Annotated in this window: 17 protein-coding genes; 10 read left to right on the top strand and 7 right to left on the bottom strand. The window is 55.7% G+C overall.

Annotated elements, in window-relative coordinates; all coding sequences use genetic code 11:
• Positions 1-138 precede the first annotated feature (138 nt).
• On the bottom strand, positions 139-2,664 hold the full coding sequence (gene mrcB / locus BH714_RS18635; protein ID WP_025205202.1) for a bifunctional glycosyl transferase/transpeptidase: 2,526 nt from the start codon (positions 2,662-2,664) through the stop codon (positions 139-141).
• A 174-nt stretch (positions 2,665-2,838) separates the two neighbouring features.
• Positions 2,839-5,268 (bottom strand): ATP-dependent helicase HrpB, encoded by a 2,430-nt coding sequence (gene hrpB / locus BH714_RS18630; RefSeq protein ID WP_040018651.1) that lies wholly within the window; start codon positions 5,266-5,268, stop codon positions 2,839-2,841.
• 73 nt (positions 5,269-5,341) lie between these two features.
• On the opposite strand from hrpB, the gene thpR reads away from it, so the two are divergent.
• The 9 genes from thpR to panD all read left to right on the top strand — a co-directional run bounded on the left by thpR (position 5,342) and on the right by panD (position 12,303).
• On the top strand, positions 5,342-5,896 hold the full coding sequence (gene thpR, locus BH714_RS18625; RefSeq protein ID WP_014168680.1) for an RNA 2',3'-cyclic phosphodiesterase: 555 nt from the start codon (positions 5,342-5,344) through the stop codon (positions 5,894-5,896).
• Positions 5,886-6,590 (top strand): DNA/RNA nuclease SfsA, encoded by a 705-nt coding sequence (sfsA, locus tag BH714_RS18620; RefSeq protein ID WP_014168679.1) that lies wholly within the window; start codon positions 5,886-5,888, stop codon positions 6,588-6,590. The genes thpR and sfsA overlap by 11 nt, the downstream gene beginning before the upstream one ends.
• A gap of 176 nt (positions 6,591-6,766) precedes the next feature.
• The gene (dksA, locus tag BH714_RS18615) at positions 6,767-7,222 is read left to right on the top strand and encodes an RNA polymerase-binding protein DksA (protein ID WP_001155232.1); all 456 of its coding nucleotides are present in this window, start codon (positions 6,767-6,769) and stop codon (positions 7,220-7,222) included.
• A gap of 59 nt (positions 7,223-7,281) precedes the next feature.
• Positions 7,282-8,172: a tRNA glutamyl-Q(34) synthetase GluQRS gene (gene gluQRS, locus BH714_RS18610; protein ID WP_014168677.1), complete on the top strand. Its 891-nt coding sequence runs from the start codon at positions 7,282-7,284 to the stop codon at positions 8,170-8,172.
• Between the two features lie 42 nt (positions 8,173-8,214).
• Positions 8,215-9,612, top strand: a complete 1,398-nt coding sequence (gene pcnB, locus BH714_RS18605; RefSeq protein ID WP_071605427.1) for a polynucleotide adenylyltransferase PcnB — start codon at positions 8,215-8,217, stop codon at positions 9,610-9,612.
• The gene (gene folK, locus BH714_RS18600; RefSeq protein WP_040018648.1) at positions 9,609-10,088 is read left to right on the top strand and encodes a 2-amino-4-hydroxy-6-hydroxymethyldihydropteridine diphosphokinase; all 480 of its coding nucleotides are present in this window, start codon (positions 9,609-9,611) and stop codon (positions 10,086-10,088) included. The genes pcnB and folK overlap by 4 nt, the downstream gene beginning before the upstream one ends.
• A gap of 122 nt (positions 10,089-10,210) precedes the next feature.
• Positions 10,211-11,002 (top strand): 3-methyl-2-oxobutanoate hydroxymethyltransferase, encoded by a 792-nt coding sequence (gene panB / locus BH714_RS18595; protein WP_014168674.1) that lies wholly within the window; start codon positions 10,211-10,213, stop codon positions 11,000-11,002.
• An 11-nt stretch (positions 11,003-11,013) separates the two neighbouring features.
• On the top strand, positions 11,014-11,865 hold the full coding sequence (gene panC, locus BH714_RS18590) for a pantoate--beta-alanine ligase (RefSeq protein WP_025205376.1): 852 nt from the start codon (positions 11,014-11,016) through the stop codon (positions 11,863-11,865).
• 57 nt (positions 11,866-11,922) lie between these two features.
• Entirely contained in the window at positions 11,923-12,303 is a 381-nt protein-coding gene (panD, locus tag BH714_RS18585) for an aspartate 1-decarboxylase (RefSeq protein WP_014168672.1), read from the top strand.
• A gap of 40 nt (positions 12,304-12,343) precedes the next feature.
• On the opposite strand, the gene BH714_RS18580 is transcribed toward panD, so the two are convergent.
• From BH714_RS18580 to BH714_RS18565, 4 genes are all read right to left on the bottom strand, one after another.
• Entirely contained in the window at positions 12,344-13,591 is a 1,248-nt protein-coding gene (locus BH714_RS18580; RefSeq protein ID WP_014168671.1) for a polysaccharide deacetylase family protein, read from the bottom strand.
• Positions 13,592-13,654: 63 nt separating this feature from the next.
• The gene (locus tag BH714_RS18575; protein ID WP_040018646.1) at positions 13,655-14,095 is read right to left on the bottom strand and encodes a PTS sugar transporter subunit IIA; all 441 of its coding nucleotides are present in this window, start codon (positions 14,093-14,095) and stop codon (positions 13,655-13,657) included.
• Between the two features lie 105 nt (positions 14,096-14,200).
• On the bottom strand, positions 14,201-14,971 hold the full coding sequence (locus tag BH714_RS18570; RefSeq protein ID WP_014168669.1) for an ABC transporter permease: 771 nt from the start codon (positions 14,969-14,971) through the stop codon (positions 14,201-14,203).
• Positions 14,968-15,894 carry an ABC transporter ATP-binding protein gene (locus tag BH714_RS18565; RefSeq protein ID WP_014168668.1) on the bottom strand — a complete coding sequence of 309 codons (927 nt, stop codon included), beginning with the start codon at positions 15,892-15,894 and terminating at the stop codon, positions 14,968-14,970. The genes BH714_RS18570 and BH714_RS18565 overlap by 4 nt, the downstream gene beginning before the upstream one ends.
• A gap of 107 nt (positions 15,895-16,001) precedes the next feature.
• Here BH714_RS18565 and can point away from each other — a divergent pair, with 107 nt between their 5' ends.
• Positions 16,002-16,664 (top strand): carbonate dehydratase, encoded by a 663-nt coding sequence (gene can / locus BH714_RS18560; protein ID WP_020882596.1) that lies wholly within the window; start codon positions 16,002-16,004, stop codon positions 16,662-16,664.
• Positions 16,665-16,765: 101 nt separating this feature from the next.
• Here the strand turns inward: can and hpt are convergent, their stop codons facing one another.
• Positions 16,766-17,302 (bottom strand): hypoxanthine phosphoribosyltransferase, encoded by a 537-nt coding sequence (hpt, locus tag BH714_RS18555; RefSeq protein ID WP_025205381.1) that lies wholly within the window; start codon positions 17,300-17,302, stop codon positions 16,766-16,768.
• Between the last annotated feature and the right edge of the window lie 91 nt (positions 17,303-17,393).

The following is a 17,393-nucleotide window of genomic DNA, read 5'->3' as shown; positions in this document are numbered from 1 at the left end:
GCAGTAAGCGGCCCTACGAGAATTAAGGGTTTAAGAAATAAACAAGAGAAAACGAAGGGTTAATCAGAATGAAAACGAGAGTTAAGGAAATGGAAAGTACAGGTAAAAAAATCCCCCCTTTCGGGGGGATGTGAAGCGTTAGTTACCGCCGAACATATCTTTAATCCAGCCCGCGACACCGTCGCTGTCTTTTTTCTCATTCTGCTGCTGCGGCTGTTGTTGCGGCTGCTGCTGAGGCTGAGAAGACTGCTCGAACGGGTTACCCGTCGGTTGCTCTGGCTGGCTTTGCTGGCACAGCGAATCCGGGTTGGTGGTCCAGACAGGCAAGGTACGCATACCGCCGCCACAGACAAAGTTACCGGAACCGTCCACGCCCATATCGACGATATCTTCCGGCGCCACCAGATTCAGCGGTACCGGAGACTGATTCGCCAGATAGCGCTGGTAAATCGACATCGCCCCGCTTGCACCGTACAGTTTGGTTGGCTGGTTGTTATCGCGGCCTACCCAGGTGATCACCACTTCACGGCCATCGATACCGGCGAACCAGGTATCCACGTTGTTGTTGGTGGTCCCGGTTTTACCTGCCAGATGCAGGCCCGGATACTTCGCACCCAGTTGACGTCCGGTTCCCCGCTGCACAACCTGCTGCATCGTCCACAACGTCATATAGGCCGCCTGCGCTGGCACGGCACGTTCCGCTTGCGGGAAGCTCTGATACAGCACGGAGCCGTCCTCAGCAATCACCGAACGCAGAGCAGAGAGCGGTGCACGGTTACCCCCGCTGGCAATGGTCTGGAACGCCTGAGCCACTTCGATCGGCGTCAGGTTAAGCGCCCCCAGGATCATCGCCGGAACAGGATGGAGCTGATCTTTCGGCACACCCAGTTTCTGCCAGGTGTCGACAATCGCCGGCAGACCGAGCGCCATACCCAGGTTCACCGTTGGCACGTTCATCGAGCGGGTCAACGCATCCACCAGCATGACCTGGCCGCTGAACTGTTTATCGTCGTTCTGCGGAGACCATACCTGGCCGTTAGGCTGGCGCAGGGAAATCGGCGCATCGGCAATCCAGGTATTCAGGCGATACTGGTTAGGCTGACTCAGGGCGGTAAGATAGGTTGCCGGTTTCGCCAGTGAACCAATCGAACGTCGCGCCTGCATTGCACGGTTGTAGCCTGCGAACTGCGGCTCAGCACCGCCCACCATGGCGCGAACTTCGCCGGTGTTACGGTCAACCACCACCATCGCGGTTTCAAGATCGCTCAGCTTACGCTGTTTCTTCAGCGCCGGGATGCCTTCCACCGCGGCTTTTTCAGCGGCTTCCTGCGCCACGGAATCGAAGGTGGTAAAGATCTTCACGCCGGAGAGATCTTTCACCTTATCACCGAGCTTGCTTTGCAGCTCCTGACGCACCAGCTGCATAAACGCAGGCTGAGGCGAGATCACGCCACCGCGCGGCTGAACGCCGAGTGGTCGTGCGCTCAGCATGTCGTACAGCTCCTGGTCAATCACCTGCTGCTGTTGCAGCAGACGCAACACCAGGTTACGACGTTCCAGCGCCAGTTTCGGGTTACGCCACGGGTTATAAATGGACGCCCCTTTCACCATGCCCACCAGCAGCGCCTGCTGGTCAAGGCTCAGCTCTTCCACCGGACGACCAAAGTAGTACAGACTTGCCAGCGGGAAGCCGCGGATTTCGTTATCCCCGCTCTGACCGAGGTACACCTCGTTCATGTACAGCTCAAGGATACGATCCTTGCTGTAACGCGCATCCATCAGTACGGCCATGTACGCTTCGTTGGCTTTACGCCAGTAAGAGCGTTCACTGGAGAGGAACAAGTTCTTCACCAGCTGCTGGGTCAGCGTACTCGCCCCCTGCACCGTCCGTCCGGCGGTCAGGTTAGCCAGCACCGCACGGCCAATCGAGTAAAGGCTGATGCCATCATGCTCATAGAAGTGACGGTCTTCGGTTGCCAGCAGGGTATCAACCAGCAGGTCCGGGAAGCCGTTACGGGCAACAAACAGACGTTGTTCGCCGTTCGCCGACGAGAGCATGGTGATCAGACGCGGATCGAGACGGAAGAAACCGAACTGACGGTTGTTATCCATGTTCTCGATGGTGTCCAGACGATCGCCGTCAAAGGTCAGACGCGCACGCACCTGACCCTCTTTGCTGTCCGGGAAATCAAACGGACGGCGGATCATCTCAATGCTTTTCGCCTGCACGGTAAATTCGCCAGGACGCGTCATTTTCGACACCTGACGATACTGGGTGGCTTCCAGCAGTTTCACCATCTCGTTCTTGCTGATGGACATATCTGGCTCAAGGTTCACCATGCGGCCATACACCGCCGCAGGCAGTTGCCAGACTTTTCCGTCTATACGGCTACGGATCTTCTGATCCAGATAGACGCCGTAAATCGCCATCAGCACAACAAATACAATGAACAGCTTCAGCAGCAGCCAGAACCAGCCGCGCTTGCCCCGAGGCTTACGCCCTTTGCCTTTCCCTTTACGCGGCATCGGTTCTTCATCCTCATAATCGTCTTCATAGTCATCGTCATAGTCCTCATCTCTGAGGCGACGACGGCTTACCTTTTCTTTCGCCGGACGCGTTGGTTTTCCCTTACGTCCTATTGGCTCGCGGTCATTCCCCGCCATGCTTTTTCTCCGCAACTTTCAGGCGCAAGGGCCCGATTCTCTTTTCTTCCACTGGCCTGTGAAAGAAGAAATCTCTCAAAGTAAACAGCAAGACCTTCCAGACAGGAACGTCTTTAGTATTTTCTCCCGCACCCTGCGGGTGAGGGCATCAAGCCGCACGTTCCCAGCCCCCCGTCACGAATACTTCTTCGTCCGTCGTGTCGGTGCCGTATTTGCCGGATCGTCCGGCCAGACATGTTTGGGATACCGCCCCTTCATCTCTTTTTGCACGTCACGGTAGCTCCCCGCCCAGAATGCCCCCAGGTCGCGGGTAATCTGTAACGGGCGATGGGCTGGCGACAACAGCTCCAGCACCAGAGAGACGCGCCCTTGCGCCACAGAAGGCGTGGTGGCCTCTCCAAACATTTCCTGCATACGTACCGCCAGCGCCGGAGGATTATCCTCGTGATAACGAATGGCAATCCGGCTTCCGGTCGGCACAGTGTAATGCCCTGGCAGTTCACTATCCAGACGTTGACGTAATGACCAGTCCAGTAAATTCTGTAACGCGACCTTAACATCAAGCGCTTTTAGCGCACGCAGCGAGTGTACACCGTGCATTTGCGGCAGCAGCCAGCGTTCCAGCGAGCCCAGCAATGTCTCATCATCGACTGCGGGCCAGTCATACTCCGGTAGCCAGCGCGCGGCACAGTGCAGACGAATACGGTACTGTTCCGCCTCTGGCGTCCAGTTCAACACCCCTAACCCTTTGTCCCGGATGCCGTTCAGCATGGCCAGATGCAGCACCTCTTCCGACGGTTTTGCCAGCGGCGTGGTGCCGAGGATCAGTTTACCTGTCTGGCTGCGACGAAACGCCTTCAGCGTGCCCTGAGCCTCATCCCATTCCACGGTATCGGATTGCTGGACCAACTGCGGACAGGCACGCGTCAGGGCATCTATATCCACCGCGATAGCCTGTAAAATACGCGCGTCCGGGGAGTGGCTACCCTGTAACAGTAACGGCGCAATCAGCCATTCGTGACGCGTCATGGCGTCATCGCTGTCCAGCATCGCACCCATGCCATTGGCCAGTTGATATCGCCCGTCCAGCCCGCGACGACGTGCGATCCTGTCGGGAAACGCCTGCGCTAACAGAGGCGCGATAGCCGCGCTGTCTGGCGACCCGGCTTTGCCGTTAAGTCGCCGGCAAAGCTGCTGCGCCCGCTGCTGCCAGTTCCCCTGATTGCGGGAAAAGGCCTGCGCCAGATCGCTGCTGCCACCGCGCGGTGGCTCCTCAAGAATAGCCGCCAGTTTCGCCGCCGTAGCAATTTCATCTTCCCCCTGCGCAGCCACCAGCATCGCCGCCAGGCGAGGGTCATTGCCCAGCGCGGCCATTTTTTGCCCGCGGGATGACAATCGCTCACCATCAAGCGCCCCCAGGCGGTTCAGTAAGGCCCGGGCAGCAGCAAGGTTCGCGGCGGGTGGAGGATTAAGCCAGGTCAGCTGTGCCGGATCCGGGCATCCCCACTGCAGAAGATCCATCACCAGCCCCGCCAGATCGCTGTGTAAAATTTCCGGCGTGCTTTGCTGTGCAGCGCGCTCAGCCTGCTCTGCGCTGGTCAAATGCAGGCAGATACCGGGCTCAAGACGTCCCGCACGGCCTGCTCGCTGGACCATCGACGCCTGGCTTATGCGCTGCGTCAGCAGTTTAGTCAGCCCGGTGCGCGCGTCAAAGCTCGCCACCCTCTCCTGCGCACTGTCCACCACCAGGCGAATGCCTTCAATGGTTAAACTGGTTTCGGCAATATTGGTTGCCAGCACCACCTTACGCTGCCCCGCGGGCGCGGGCAGGATTGCTTTACGCTGATCCGCCAGCGACAGCGCGCCGTAGAGCGGGCAAAACAGCACGTCACTTCCCACCCGGGAAGCCAGTTGGTCCTGCACGCGCTGGATCTCGCCTACGCCTGGCAAAAACAGCAGTAGCGATCCCGATTCCTGGCGGAGCAAGTCGGCGGTTGCGATGGCTACCGCGTCGTCAAAACGCTGATGGGCAGGCAACGGCTGATAGCGACGCTCAACGGGAAATGCTCTGCCTTCGGAGGCGATAACCGGCGCGTCGGGCAACGTCTGCTGCAGTCGCTCGTTATCCAGCGTAGCGGACATGATAAGCAACCGGAGGTCGTCGCGTAGCCCTTGCTGAACATCAAGTAACAGCGCCAGTGCCAGATCTGCCTGCAGGCTACGCTCGTGGAATTCATCCAGAATCACCAGTCCGACGCCGTTTAACTCCGGATCGTTTTGCAGCATGCGGGTCAGGATCCCTTCGGTCACCACCTCAAGGCGCGTGGACGGGCCAACGCAGGTTTCGGCGCGCATACGGTAACCCACCGTCTCGCCCGGCTTTTCACCAAGCAGTTCCGCCAGGCGCTGCGCCACGTTCCGTGCGGCCAGCCTGCGCGGCTCCAGCAGGATAATTTTCCCGCGGACAGTGCCCTCTTTGAGGATCTGCAGCGGCAGCCAGGTAGATTTACCTGCGCCCGTCGGGGCGTTAAGTAAAACCTGCGGGGCATGGTGGAAGGCAGCAAGAAGCTCAGGAAGGACGACGGCGACCGGCAATGAGGACACTAACAGCTCCAGAGGGTTAACATTAGTCGGCGTACATTGTAGCATCGGCGCATACCATTACCGAGTCCCCTGTATGTCTGAGTCGAAACGGCTGTTTTTTGCCATAGAATTGCCCTCCACGCTGCAGCGAAAAATCGTTCGCTGGCGAGCCAGCCATTTTCCCCAGGACGCAGGGCGTCCGATCGCGGCGGCAAACCTGCACCTGACGCTGGCCTTTCTGGGCGATGTCAGCGCCGAAAAACAGCGCGCGCTGGCAGCAATGGCTGGCCGCATTTCTCAGCCGGCGTTTACGCTGCACCTCGACGACGCGGGCCAGTGGCTGCGCTCACGCGTGGTCTGGCTGGGCACGCGCCAGCCGCCCCGCGGGCTTTTACAGCTTGCCAGTATGTTGCGCGCCCAGGCGGCTCGCAGCGGGTGTTACCAGAGTCCGCAGCCGTTTCATCCGCATATCACCCTGCTGCGCGATGCCGGTCAGGCCGTTGCCATTCCGCCACCCGGCTTTCACTGGGACGTTGAGGTCAATACCTTCGCGCTTTACGAATCGGTCTTTACCCAAGGACGCACCCGTTATACGCCGCTACAGCGCTGGTCGCTGGGCGATACCCTAAGGAATTCTGATGAAGTTTAGTCCTGCCCTGCAGCACGCCACGCTGGTTCAACGCTACAAACGCTTTCTCGCTGATGTGATCACCCCCGAAGGTGAACAGCTCACGCTGCACTGCCCGAACACCGGTGCCATGACCGGCTGTGCGACGCCGGGTGACACGGTCTGGTATTCCACTTCAGAAAATACTAAACGCAAATATGCCCATACCTGGGAAATGACCGAGACGCAAAACGGGGCATTTATTTGCGTGAATACCCTGCGCGCCAATCAATTAGTTAAGGAAGCATTGACCCTTGGCACCCTGCCCGAACTGGTGGGATATGGCACGCATAAAAGTGAAGTTAAATATGGCGATGAAAGCAGCAGAATTGACTTCATGTTACAGGCGGAAGACCGGCCCGAGTGCTATATTGAAGTAAAATCAGTGACGTTAGCGGAACAGGAAAACGGCTACTTCCCGGATGCGGTCACGCTACGGGGGCAGAAGCATCTGCGGGAGCTGATGAGTGTTGCGGCGGCGGGCAAACGCGCCGTATTGCTGTTTGCGGTTTTACATTCAGCCATTGAACGATTTTCTCCAGCCCGCCATATTGATCTCAAATACGCGCAATTGTTGAATGAGGCACAAAAGCAGGGGGTGGAGGTTTTGGCTTATAAAGCGGAACTTTCTGCCGATAATATGACTCTGAGATCCTCTCTTCCCATTGTCTTATAAGGGATTAGACGATTGACTATTAAGTGTTCTGGCCGCGTGCGCAAATACGCTTTTCCTCACAGGCTTGTCAAGTGTTACGTTTAGATAATTGCCATACGGAAAAGCATCTGCTATTTATAGCGACCTGATTTTTCCCCCAACACGGGGATCGATAGTGCGTGTTAAGGAGAAGCAACATGCAAGAAGGGCAAAACCGTAAAACATCGTCCCTGAGTATTCTCGCCATCGCTGGGGTGGAGCCGTATCAAGAGAAGCCGGGCGAAGAGTATATGAACGAAGCCCAGCTGTCGCACTTCAAGCGTATTCTTGAAGCATGGCGTAATCAACTCAGGGATGAAGTCGATCGCACCGTTACTCATATGCAGGATGAAGCTGCTAACTTCCCGGACCCGGTAGACCGTGCCGCTCAGGAAGAAGAGTTCAGCCTCGAACTGCGTAACCGTGACCGCGAACGCAAACTGATCAAAAAGATCGAAAAAACGCTGAAAAAAGTCGAAGACGAAGATTTTGGCTACTGCGAATCCTGCGGTGTTGAAATCGGAATTCGTCGCCTGGAAGCGCGTCCAACCGCCGATCTGTGCATCGACTGTAAAACGCTGGCAGAAATCCGCGAAAAACAGATGGCCGGTTAATACCAGCGCTGTTTACACACTCCAAAGGCGGGAGTTTATCCCGCCTTGTTACTGTTGATATGTCTGAATCACACTATATTGGGCGCTTCGCGCCATCCCCTTCTGGTGAATTACACTTCGGCTCATTAATTGCCGCCCTCGGCAGCTACCTGCAGGCTCGCGCCCGTCACGGTAAATGGCTGGTCCGCATTGAAGATATTGATCCTCCGCGTGAAGTTCCCGGTGCAGCAGATACCATTCTGCGTCAGCTGGAACATTACGGTCTTCACTGGGACGGTGACGTCCTCTGGCAGTCAAGGCGACATGATGCCTACCGGGAACGCCTGGCGTGGCTCCACGCACAAGGGCTCTCCTACTACTGCACCTGCACCCGCGCGCGTATTCAGAGCGTGGGTGGCGTCTATGACGGCCACTGCCGCACGCGCAATAACGGCCCAGAACTGGCCGCCGTGCGCATAAAGCAGCATGCCCCGGTGACGCACTTTACTGATTTACTCTCCGGCGAAATCCATGCGGATGAACGTCTTGCACGCGAAGATTTTATTATCCACCGCCGTGACGGCCTGTTCGCCTATAACCTGGCGGTAGTGGTTGATGACCATTTCCAGGGCGTGACGGAAATTGTGCGCGGGGCTGACCTGGTGGAACCTACCGTGCGACAAATATCGCTCTATCACCAGTTTGGCTGGAACGCGCCGGATTACATTCATCTGCCGCTGGCGGTCAATGAACAGGGCTTTAAACTGTCAAAACAAAATCATGCGCCCGCCCTGCCAGACGGCGATCCGCGCCCTGTTTTGATCGACGCGCTGCGATTTCTCAACCAGAATGTAACCAACGAATGGCAGGATTTGCGAATTGATGAACTGCTGAAAATGGCGATCGCCAACTGGACGCTGACGACCGTGCCAAAAATCCAGCATTCTCAAATGCGTTGCGCTGAGCTATGATTAGCCGCTTTTTTCATAACAAAACACACTACGAGGTGTACTATTTTTACCCGAGTCGCTAATTTTTGCCGTAAAGTGCTAAGCCGCGAAGAGAGCATGGCGAACGACGCTATTGCGCAAAACCGCATGTCGGTTATTCCACGTGAGCAGCACAATATTTCCCGCAAAGATATCAGTGAAAATGCCCTCAAGGTGCTCTATCGTCTGAATAAAGCAGGCTACGAGGCCTATCTCGTTGGCGGTGGGGTGCGTGATTTACTGCTGGGCAAAAAACCAAAAGATTTCGACGTGACGACCAGCGCCACGCCAGAGCAGGTGCGCAAATTATTCCGTAACTGTCGCCTTGTTGGCCGTCGTTTTCGTCTTGCTCACGTCATGTTTGGGCCGGAAATTATTGAAGTGGCGACCTTCCGCGGTCACCACGAAGCGGGCGAATCCGATCGCACCACCTCCCAGCGCGGCCAGAACGGCATGCTGCTGCGGGACAATATCTTCGGCTCTATCGAAGAAGATGCCCAGCGTCGCGATTTCACGATCAACAGCCTTTACTACAGCGTGGCAGATTTCACCGTCCGTGATTACGTCGGCGGCATGCAGGACCTGAAAGACGGTCTGATTCGCCTGATCGGCACGCCGGAAACGCGTTATCGTGAAGACCCGGTGCGTATGCTGCGCGCCGTACGTTTCGCCGCCAAACTCTCAATGCGCATCAGCCCGGAAACCGCAGAGCCGATACCGCGTCTGGCGACGCTGATTAACGACGTGCCGCCAGCCCGTCTGTTTGAAGAGGCGCTGAAGCTGCTGCAGGCCGGTTACGGCTACGAAACCTACAAGCTGCTACGCGAATACAGCCTTTTCCAGCCCCTGTTCCCGACCATTACGCGCTGCTTTACCGAAAACGGTGACAGCCCAATGGAACGCATGATTGCGCAGGTGCTGAAGAATACCGATACCCGCATTCACAACGATATGCGTGTGAACCCGGCGTTCCTGTTTGCCGCGATGTTCTGGTATCCGCTGCTGGAAGCAGCGCAGAGAATTGCGCAGGAAAGCGGTCTGGCCTACTACGATGCGTTTGCGCTGGCCGCAAATGACGTGCTGGATGAAGCCTGCCGCACACTCGCCATTCCAAAACGTATTACGACGCTGGTGCGTGATATCTGGCAGCTTCAACTGCGCATGTCTCGTCGTCAGGGTAAACGCGCCTGGAAGCTGATGGAGCATCCTAAATTCCGCGCTGCGTTCGATTTACTGTCTCTGCGTGCTGAAATTGAACGGAACCAGGAACTGCAGCGTCTGGCGCAGTGGTGGGGCGAATTCCAGGTTTCAGCACCGCCAGAGCAGAAAGATATGCTCGTCGACCTCGATGACGAACCGACGCCGCGTCGTCGCCACCGTCGTCCGCGCAAACGTGCGCCGCGCCGTGAAGGTACGGCATGACCCTGGCGTACATTGCCATCGGCAGCAATCTGGCCTCTCCGCTGGAGCAGGTTAATGCTGCCGTTCAGGCGCTGGGTGAAATCCCACAAAGCCGTATTGTGGCGGTCTCTTCTTTCTACCGGACACCGCCGCTGGGGCCACAGGATCAGCCTGATTACCTGAATGCCGCCGTGGTGCTGGACACTGCGCTGGATGCCGACACGCTGCTGGATAATACTCAGCGAATCGAACTGCAGCAGGGCCGCATACGCAAAGCCGAACGCTGGGGGCCGCGCACCCTCGATCTCGACATTATGCTGTTTGGCCATGAGGTGATTAACACCCCCCGTCTCACCGTTCCGCACTACGACATGAAAAATCGCGGCTTTATGCTCTGGCCGCTGTTCGACGTTGCCCCTGACCTCACCTTCCCTGACGGCCTCTCGCTGAAGGCAGTGCTGGATAGCCTCGACGCAGAAAAACCAGCCCGCTGGTGATCCGCATTTTTACCGGTTAACCCTCACGGAATTGTGGTTAATCGGTTGCCTAAAATCATTGTTCCCTCAAATGTTACTGTTAGAATGCGCAAAGATTCGCTTTTGGGCTATCAGGAAACAGTATGAAACCAACCACCATCTCCTTACTGCAGAAATGCAAACAGGAAAAGAGACGCTTCGCCACCATTACTGCGTATGACTACAGCTTCGCTAAGCTTTTTGCCGAAGAGGGTATCACTGTCATGCTGGTCGGAGATTCGTTAGGGATGACGGTACAAGGCCATGATTCCACCCTGCCGGTGACGGTCGAAGATATTGCCTACCATACCCGTGCCGTGCGCCGCGGGGCACCTGCCTGTCTGCTGCTTTCCGATCTGCCTTTTATGGCCTACGCGACGCCAGAGCAAGCGTTCGAGAATGCGGCAACCGTCATGCGTGCCGGGGCCAATATGGTCAAAATCGAAGGCGGAGCCTGGCTTGCAGAGACCGTGAAAATGCTCACCGAACGTGCCGTGCCGGTCTGTGGTCATCTGGGTCTGACGCCGCAATCCGTCAATATTTTTGGCGGCTATAAGGTGCAGGGCCGCGGTGATGCAGCACAGACGCTGTTTGAGGATGCCCTGGCGCTGGAAGCCGCTGGCGCACAGCTGCTGGTGCTGGAGTGTGTGCCGGTTGAACTGGCAAAACGCATCACCGAGGCGCTGTCGATTCCGGTGATTGGCATTGGCGCAGGCAACGTTACCGACGGTCAGATTTTAGTGATGCACGACGCCTTTGGTATTACCGGCGGTCATATCCCTAAATTCGCCAAAAATTTCCTGGCAGAAGCAGGCGACATGCGTGCTGCTGTGCGGCAGTATATTGCCGACGTTGAATCCGGTGTTTACCCGGGTGAAGAACACAGTTTCCATTAAGGAGTCTTGTTGTGCTAATCATTGAAACCCTGCCGCTGCTTCGCCAGCATATCCGTCGTGCACGTCAGGAAGGTAAACGTATCGCACTGGTTCCCACGATGGGTAACCTGCATGACGGCCATATGAAGCTTGTCGATGAAGCCAGAGCGCGTGCAGATATCGTGGTGGTCAGTATCTTCGTGAACCCCATGCAATTTGACCGTGCCGACGACCTGGCGCGCTATCCGCGCACCCTGCAGGAAGATTGCGAAAAACTCAAAAAACGCCACGCCGACATTGTCTTCTCTCCGGCACCTGCAGACGTCTACCCGCAGGGGACCGAGGACGCGACCTACGTGGACGTGCCGGGCATTTCAACCATGCTGGAAGGCGCCAGCCGTCCGGGCCATTTCCGCGGCGTTTCAACCATCGTCAGCAAGCTGTTTAACCTGGTGCAGCCCGACGTTGCCTGCTTCGGTGAGAAGGACTTCCAGCAGCTGGCGTTGATCCGTAAGATGGTCGCCGACATGGGTTATGATATCGAGATCGTGGGCGTGCCGATTGTGCGCGCCAAAGACGGTCTGGCGCTCAGTTCCCGTAACGGGTACCTTACCGCGGATGAGCGTAAAATCGCGCCGGGATTGAGCAAGGTCATGAATACCATGGCGGAACAGCTTGTGGCTAAAGAGCTGAGCGCAGAAGAGATCGTTGCCCTCGCCGAACAGGCGCTGAACGACAAAGGCTTCCGCGCTGACGATATCCAAATCCGTGATGCCGATACGCTGCTTGAGCTGACCGATACCAGCAAGCGCGCGGTGCTTCTGGTGGCTGCATGGCTCGGTCAGGCACGCCTTATCGACAATAAAGTGGTTGAGCTGGCTTAACTCTCTACCTCCCCTCGTTCGCGGGGGGTTAACGCATGATGATTAAAGGTAAACGTAATGATTCGCAAAATGCTGCAAGGTAAGCTTCACCGTGTGAAAGTCACTCAGGCCGACCTGCACTATGAAGGCTCCTGCGCCATTGATCAGGATTTTCTTGATGCAGCGGGCATCCTTGAAAACGAAGCCATTGATATCTGGAACGTGAATAACGGTAAGCGCTTCTCTACCTATGCGATCGCGGCGGAACGCGGCTCCAGAATTATCTCCGTGAATGGCGCTGCCGCTCACTGTGCCGACGTCGGTGATATCGTCATCATCGCCAGCTTCGTGATGATGTCTGACGAAGAAGCCCGTCGCTGGCAGCCAAAAGTGGCGTACTTCGAAGGCGACAACGAAATGAAACGCACCGCGAAAGCCATTCCGGTCCAGGTTGCCTGATATCCTGAAGGCTGTGAACCGTTCACAGCCTTCTCTCACCTCATCCCTGCGGCTGATTACTGATAAGCCGCGACATCGTCTCCAGCGAATCCGTCCTTAAAATATACAGTCGCTTAAGCAGGAACGGATTGTCCCCGGGCTTCACTTTACCTTTTACCGTTGTCACCGCCAGGTGGAACCCTGCGTCATTCGCTGCTTTTACCGCTTTGTCGTCATAGGCGCCAAACGGATAAGAGAGATAGAGCACGTGCGGGTTAAATTGCGCCAGCGCCCGGCGTGAACGCGCGAAATCGAACAAAATCACGTGATGGCTACGGCTCAGTAAGATCGGGTGTTTATTGCCGTCCACCCGATGCAAGAAGTGGGTATGGGACTGGATATCAAACACATCCTGGATCTGCTCAAGCTCAGAGACACTCATAAACTGCAGGTATTTCGGCGCCCACTTCTGCGGATGACGTTTTATACGCGACGAGATGATAAACGCCGTCGCCTTGAATCCATACGCTTTGAGGACGGGATACGCATAGCGGCTCACCGACTTCAGCCCGTCATCAAAGGTGATCACCACAGACTTCGCCGGCAGGTTCATTTTGTTACGCACATACCCTTCAAGCTGAGCCATCGTCAGCGTGGTATAGCCCTGATCGCGAAGCCAGGTCATCTGGTTGCTGAACGCACGCACGCTGGTGGTCGTGGAGGTATGTCGGAAACGGGTGTTCTCTTCATCACGCAGGATATGGTGATAGGTCAGGACCGGGATGCCGTTATCTTCCTGCGCATCCAGGCTGCTGATCCACGCCAGACGATTGCCGATGCGGATCTGATACCAGGTCTGGTTCAGACGGTCTTTAAGTTTATTCAGAATGGGGTAGCGAAGGTTAGCACTCATCGTGCCGAAAGGAGCGCTTCCGCTGCTGGGGGCGTTAAAGACAGGCGTGTCTTTCCAGGTTATCAGGTTCTGGTTACTCAGCGGTTTATTCAAATCGCCAAGGCTGTCTTCCACCCGCTGTTTGCCCTGCACGTCTTCCAGGTGCTCTTTATCAATAAAGCCCGTGCCGAAGCCAAAACGAAACTCGTAATAATCAGCGGATGTGGGGACGACGGCCAGGATTTGCCCGGCACGGATATTGCCGACATTGACCACATTGTTACCTACTTGCGCCCAGATAGCCGCATCTTCGGTGGTTTGCATATATCGGGCGGGAAGCCCTTGCTGAGCGATCAGGCTGGCAGATGCGCCGCCGGAAACCAGCAGCAACAGAAGGAACACAACGCGCATGAACATGGAATATTAATCGACACGAAAAATCAGCCACCATTGTAACAAAAGCAGCATCAATACCAATGTTTAATTCTTATACAAATCATGGAGCAAGACAAAGGGAGGATTTTTTTGCTGCTGATGCCACAGGCTGCTGACGCCGGCCACTTTTTTGTCGACGATCGCATGACGGAATTCAGCGCTGCTTAAGGTTTCCCGAAAGGGATACATGTATTCCAGCAGCAAAGAGTTAATGCCTGATATCACTTCACAGTTGTCGTGCTTGTGGCTCAACAATGCCGCAGAGCGATAAGGTGCCGCGCCGGATTTATCGGTCAGGAAGATGACGCCGTCACCGGTGTCGGTTTCATGCAGGGCATCGCACATCATGCGGCTGAGCATGTTGGTGCTCAATCCACGCCAGTAGTTAACCGCACGGCATTGCGCCAGCGGACCAAATCTGGCCTCCAGTTTATCCAGCATATCCTGCGCCTGTTCATCATGGCAGGCGATCACCCATCCCAGCATCACTCTCTCCTTAGCAGGCAAGTAGTTTAGCGGAGTGAAGGTTAGCGTACGGTGATAACAATCAAAGAAAAGCGCCCGGCAAACAGAATGTCGCCGGGCGGAAGATTAGCTGCGCAGACCGCGTCCACGCTGAATCAGAGACCAGCACAGCAGGTAGAAAGCGATAATAAACACCACCAGCACCGCAACCGTGGTAATCAGTGGCACATCCGTAATGCCGAGGAAACCAAAGCGGAAGCCGCTGATCATATAAACAATCGGGTTCAGGTGTGACAGCGCCTGCCAGAACGGCGGCAGCAGCGTCAGGGAGTAGAACACCCCGCCAAGATAGGTCAGTGGCGTCAGCACAAAGGTCGGGATCAGGCTGATATCATCGAACGTTTTAGCAAACACCGCGTTCAGCAGACCGGCCAGCGAGAACAAGATGGCCGTCAACAGTAACGTGAGCGCCACGAACAGCCATGAATGCACCTGGAACGGCACAAAGAACAGGGAGATCGCCGTCACCAGAATCCCCACGCAGAGACCGCGCGCCACGCCGCCGCCCACATAACCCGCAATGATCACATGCGTTGGTACCGGCGCGACCAGCAGCTCTTCAATGTTACGCTGGAACTTGGCGCTAAAGAATGACGATGCCACGTTAGCATAGGCGTTGGTGATCACCGCCATCATGATCAGGCCCGGCACAATAAACTGCATATAGGTAAAGCCGTGCATTTCACCAATGCGGGAACCGATGAGGTTACCGAAGATGATGAAGTAGAGCGTCATGGTGATCACCGGCGGTACCAGAGTTTGCACCCAGATACGCATAAAGCGGTTAATCTCTTTCGCCCAGATGCTTTTCAGCGCGACCCAGTAAAGATGCGTCATGCCTTGTCTCCTTGTTTATCCTGCACCAGAGAGACAAACAGCTCTTCCAGTCGGTTCGCTTTGTTACGCATACTTAATACCTGAACACCCTGCGCGCTCAGCTGTGAGAACACGCTGTTGATGCCCTGCTCGCGCAGCACTTCCACTTCCAGCGTTGAGGTATCCACCAGACGATAGTTATAACCTTCCAGCGTCGGCAGCGGGCTTTTCGCCGCCAGGTCGAGAATGAAGGTTTCGGATTTCAGCTTGGCGAGCAGGCTCTTCATCGAGGTGTTTTCCACCAGCTCACCGTTCTGAATGATGCCGATATTGCGACACAGCATCTCCGCCTCTTCGAGGTAGTGCGTGGTCAAAATAATGGTCGTGCCTTTGTCGTTGAGGTCCTTCAGGAAGCCCCACATTGAACGACGCAGTTCGATATCCACGCCCGCGGTGGGCTCATCAAGGATCAGCAGCTTTGGCTCATGCATCAGCGCACGGGCAATCATCAGACGGCGCTTCATCCCGCCAGACAACATGCGCGCACGTTCATTGCGTTTTTCCCACAGATCGAGCTGTTTGAGGTACTTTTCGCTGCGCTCCACCGCTTCTTTGCGCTCAACACCGTAGTAACCCGCCTGATTAACCACGATTTGCTGCACTGTCTCGAACGGGTTGAAGTTGAACTCCTGCGGCACCAGTCCGAGCTGGCGCTTGGCATTCACCACATCTTTTTGCAGGTCGTAGCCAAACACGCTCACCCGGCCGGACGTTTTGTTGACCAGCGAACTGATAATGCCAATGGTGGTGGATTTCCCCGCCCCATTCGGCCCCAGAAGCGCGTAGAAATCCCCCGCTTCCACTTTGAGATCTATCCCACGCAGCGCCTGAACGCCGCCTGGATAGGTTTTTTTGAGCTGCTCAAGCTCCAGTGCAATCGCCATGAATTAAACTTACCTTAGGTTCTGACACACGTTGTGTGGTTTCATTAAAAGTCGAGTTACCCTATATTAGCGCAACGCAATCACTCGGTTACAGGTCGCTAACCTCCATGAACGACATAGATACACTCATCAGCAACAATGCACTATGGTCAAAAATGCTGGTGGAGGAAGACCCCGGATTTTTTGGAAAGCTCGCGCAGGCGCAAAACCCACGCTTTCTCTGGATTGGATGTTCCGACAGCCGCGTTCCGGCAGAGCGCCTGACAGGTCTCGAGCCTGGCGAACTGTTTGTGCACCGTAATGTTGCCAACCTGGTGATCCATACCGACCTCAACTGCCTTTCGGTTGTTCAGTACGCCGTTGACGTTCTGGAGGTCGAGCACATCATTATTTGTGGCCACTATGGCTGCGGCGGTGTGCAGGCCGCGATTGAAAATACCGAACTCGGGTTAATCGATAACTGGCTGCTGCATATCCGCGATATCTGGTTCAAACATAGCTCACTGTTGGGTGAAATGCCGCAGGAGCGTCGTCTCGATACCCTTTGCGAGCTGAACGTGATGGAGCAGGTTTATAACCTTGGCCATTCCACCATCATGCAATCGGCGTGGAAACGCGGGCAAAAAGTCTCGATCCACGGCTGGGCGTACGGTATTCACGATGGTCTGCTTCGTAACCTGGAAGTGACCGCCACCAACCGTGAAACGCTGGAGCAGCGCTATCGTTCCGGGATAGCTAACCTGAAGCTTAAGCACGTCAACCATAAATAGCTGCCTGTAAGCAGTTCAGATAAAAACAAAACGGCAACCCGGGTTGCCGTTTTTACTGTGTGTCCCCTCGTCAGAGGGCAACAGACCGCACATCACAAACCTTACTCGTCGAGCAGGATCACTTTACCCACATACGGCAGATGACGGTAACGCTGCGCGTAGTCAATGCCATAGCCCACGACGAACTCGTCAGGGATAGAGAAGCCGACAAACTCTACCGGCACCTGCACTTCACGGCGGCTGGGTTTATCCAGCAGGGTGCAGATCGCCAGGGATTTTGGCTCACGCAGGCTCAGGATCTCGCGCACTTTAGAGAGCGTGTTGCCGGAGTCGATGATGTCCTCAACGATCAACACATCTTTGCCACGAATATCTTCATCCAGATCTTTCAGGATTTTCACATCACGGGTTGTGGACATGCCGCTGCCGTAGCTGGAGGCGGTCATAAAATCGACCTCATGGGACACCTGCACTTCACGGCACAGGTCTGCCATGAACATGAAAGAGCCACGTAAAAGACCGACCAGCACCATTTCGCTGCCGCTGTCCTTGTAATGTTCGGTGATTTGACGACCCAGTTCGGCGATACGCGCTTTGATCTCGGCTTCCGGGATCATCACTTCAACAGTATGTTTCATATTACTAACCATATGATTTTAATGAAAATCTCTCAATGCGGATGAATGTTACTCCGGCATCGATACGCAAGCCAGCCATTATATCAGTAAA

Origin of the sequence: Enterobacter ludwigii (assembly GCF_001750725.1) — a bacterium.
In the GTDB taxonomy this organism is placed as follows: Bacteria; Pseudomonadota; Gammaproteobacteria; order Enterobacterales; family Enterobacteriaceae; genus Enterobacter; species Enterobacter ludwigii.
Note: the sequence above shows the minus strand (reverse complement) of the source record. Positions and strands in the feature narration are given on the sequence as shown.

Bases quoted from the DNA above. Each gene is read 5' to 3' on its own strand.
- mrcB (WP_025205202.1), bottom strand. From the start codon at position 2,664: ATGGCGGGGAATGACCGCGAGCCAATAGGACGTAAGGGAAAACCAACG.
- thpR (WP_014168680.1), top strand. From the start codon at position 5,342: ATGTCTGAGTCGAAACGGCTGTTTTTTGCCATAGAATTGCCCTCCACG.
- sfsA (WP_014168679.1), top strand. From the start codon at position 5,886: ATGAAGTTTAGTCCTGCCCTGCAGCACGCCACGCTGGTTCAACGCTAC.
- dksA (WP_001155232.1), top strand. From the start codon at position 6,767: ATGCAAGAAGGGCAAAACCGTAAAACATCGTCCCTGAGTATTCTCGCC.
- gluQRS (WP_014168677.1), top strand. From the start codon at position 7,282: ATGTCTGAATCACACTATATTGGGCGCTTCGCGCCATCCCCTTCTGGT.
- folK (WP_040018648.1), top strand. From the start codon at position 9,609: ATGACCCTGGCGTACATTGCCATCGGCAGCAATCTGGCCTCTCCGCTG.
- panB (WP_014168674.1), top strand. From the start codon at position 10,211: ATGAAACCAACCACCATCTCCTTACTGCAGAAATGCAAACAGGAAAAG.
- panD (WP_014168672.1), top strand. From the start codon at position 11,923: ATGATTCGCAAAATGCTGCAAGGTAAGCTTCACCGTGTGAAAGTCACT.
- BH714_RS18580 (WP_014168671.1), bottom strand. From the start codon at position 13,591: ATGTTCATGCGCGTTGTGTTCCTTCTGTTGCTGCTGGTTTCCGGCGGC.
- BH714_RS18575 (WP_040018646.1), bottom strand. From the start codon at position 14,095: ATGCTGGGATGGGTGATCGCCTGCCATGATGAACAGGCGCAGGATATG.
- BH714_RS18570 (WP_014168669.1), bottom strand. From the start codon at position 14,971: ATGACGCATCTTTACTGGGTCGCGCTGAAAAGCATCTGGGCGAAAGAG.
- BH714_RS18565 (WP_014168668.1), bottom strand. From the start codon at position 15,894: ATGGCGATTGCACTGGAGCTTGAGCAGCTCAAAAAAACCTATCCAGGC.
- can (WP_020882596.1), top strand. From the start codon at position 16,002: ATGAACGACATAGATACACTCATCAGCAACAATGCACTATGGTCAAAA.
- hpt (WP_025205381.1), bottom strand. From the start codon at position 17,302: ATGAAACATACTGTTGAAGTGATGATCCCGGAAGCCGAGATCAAAGCG.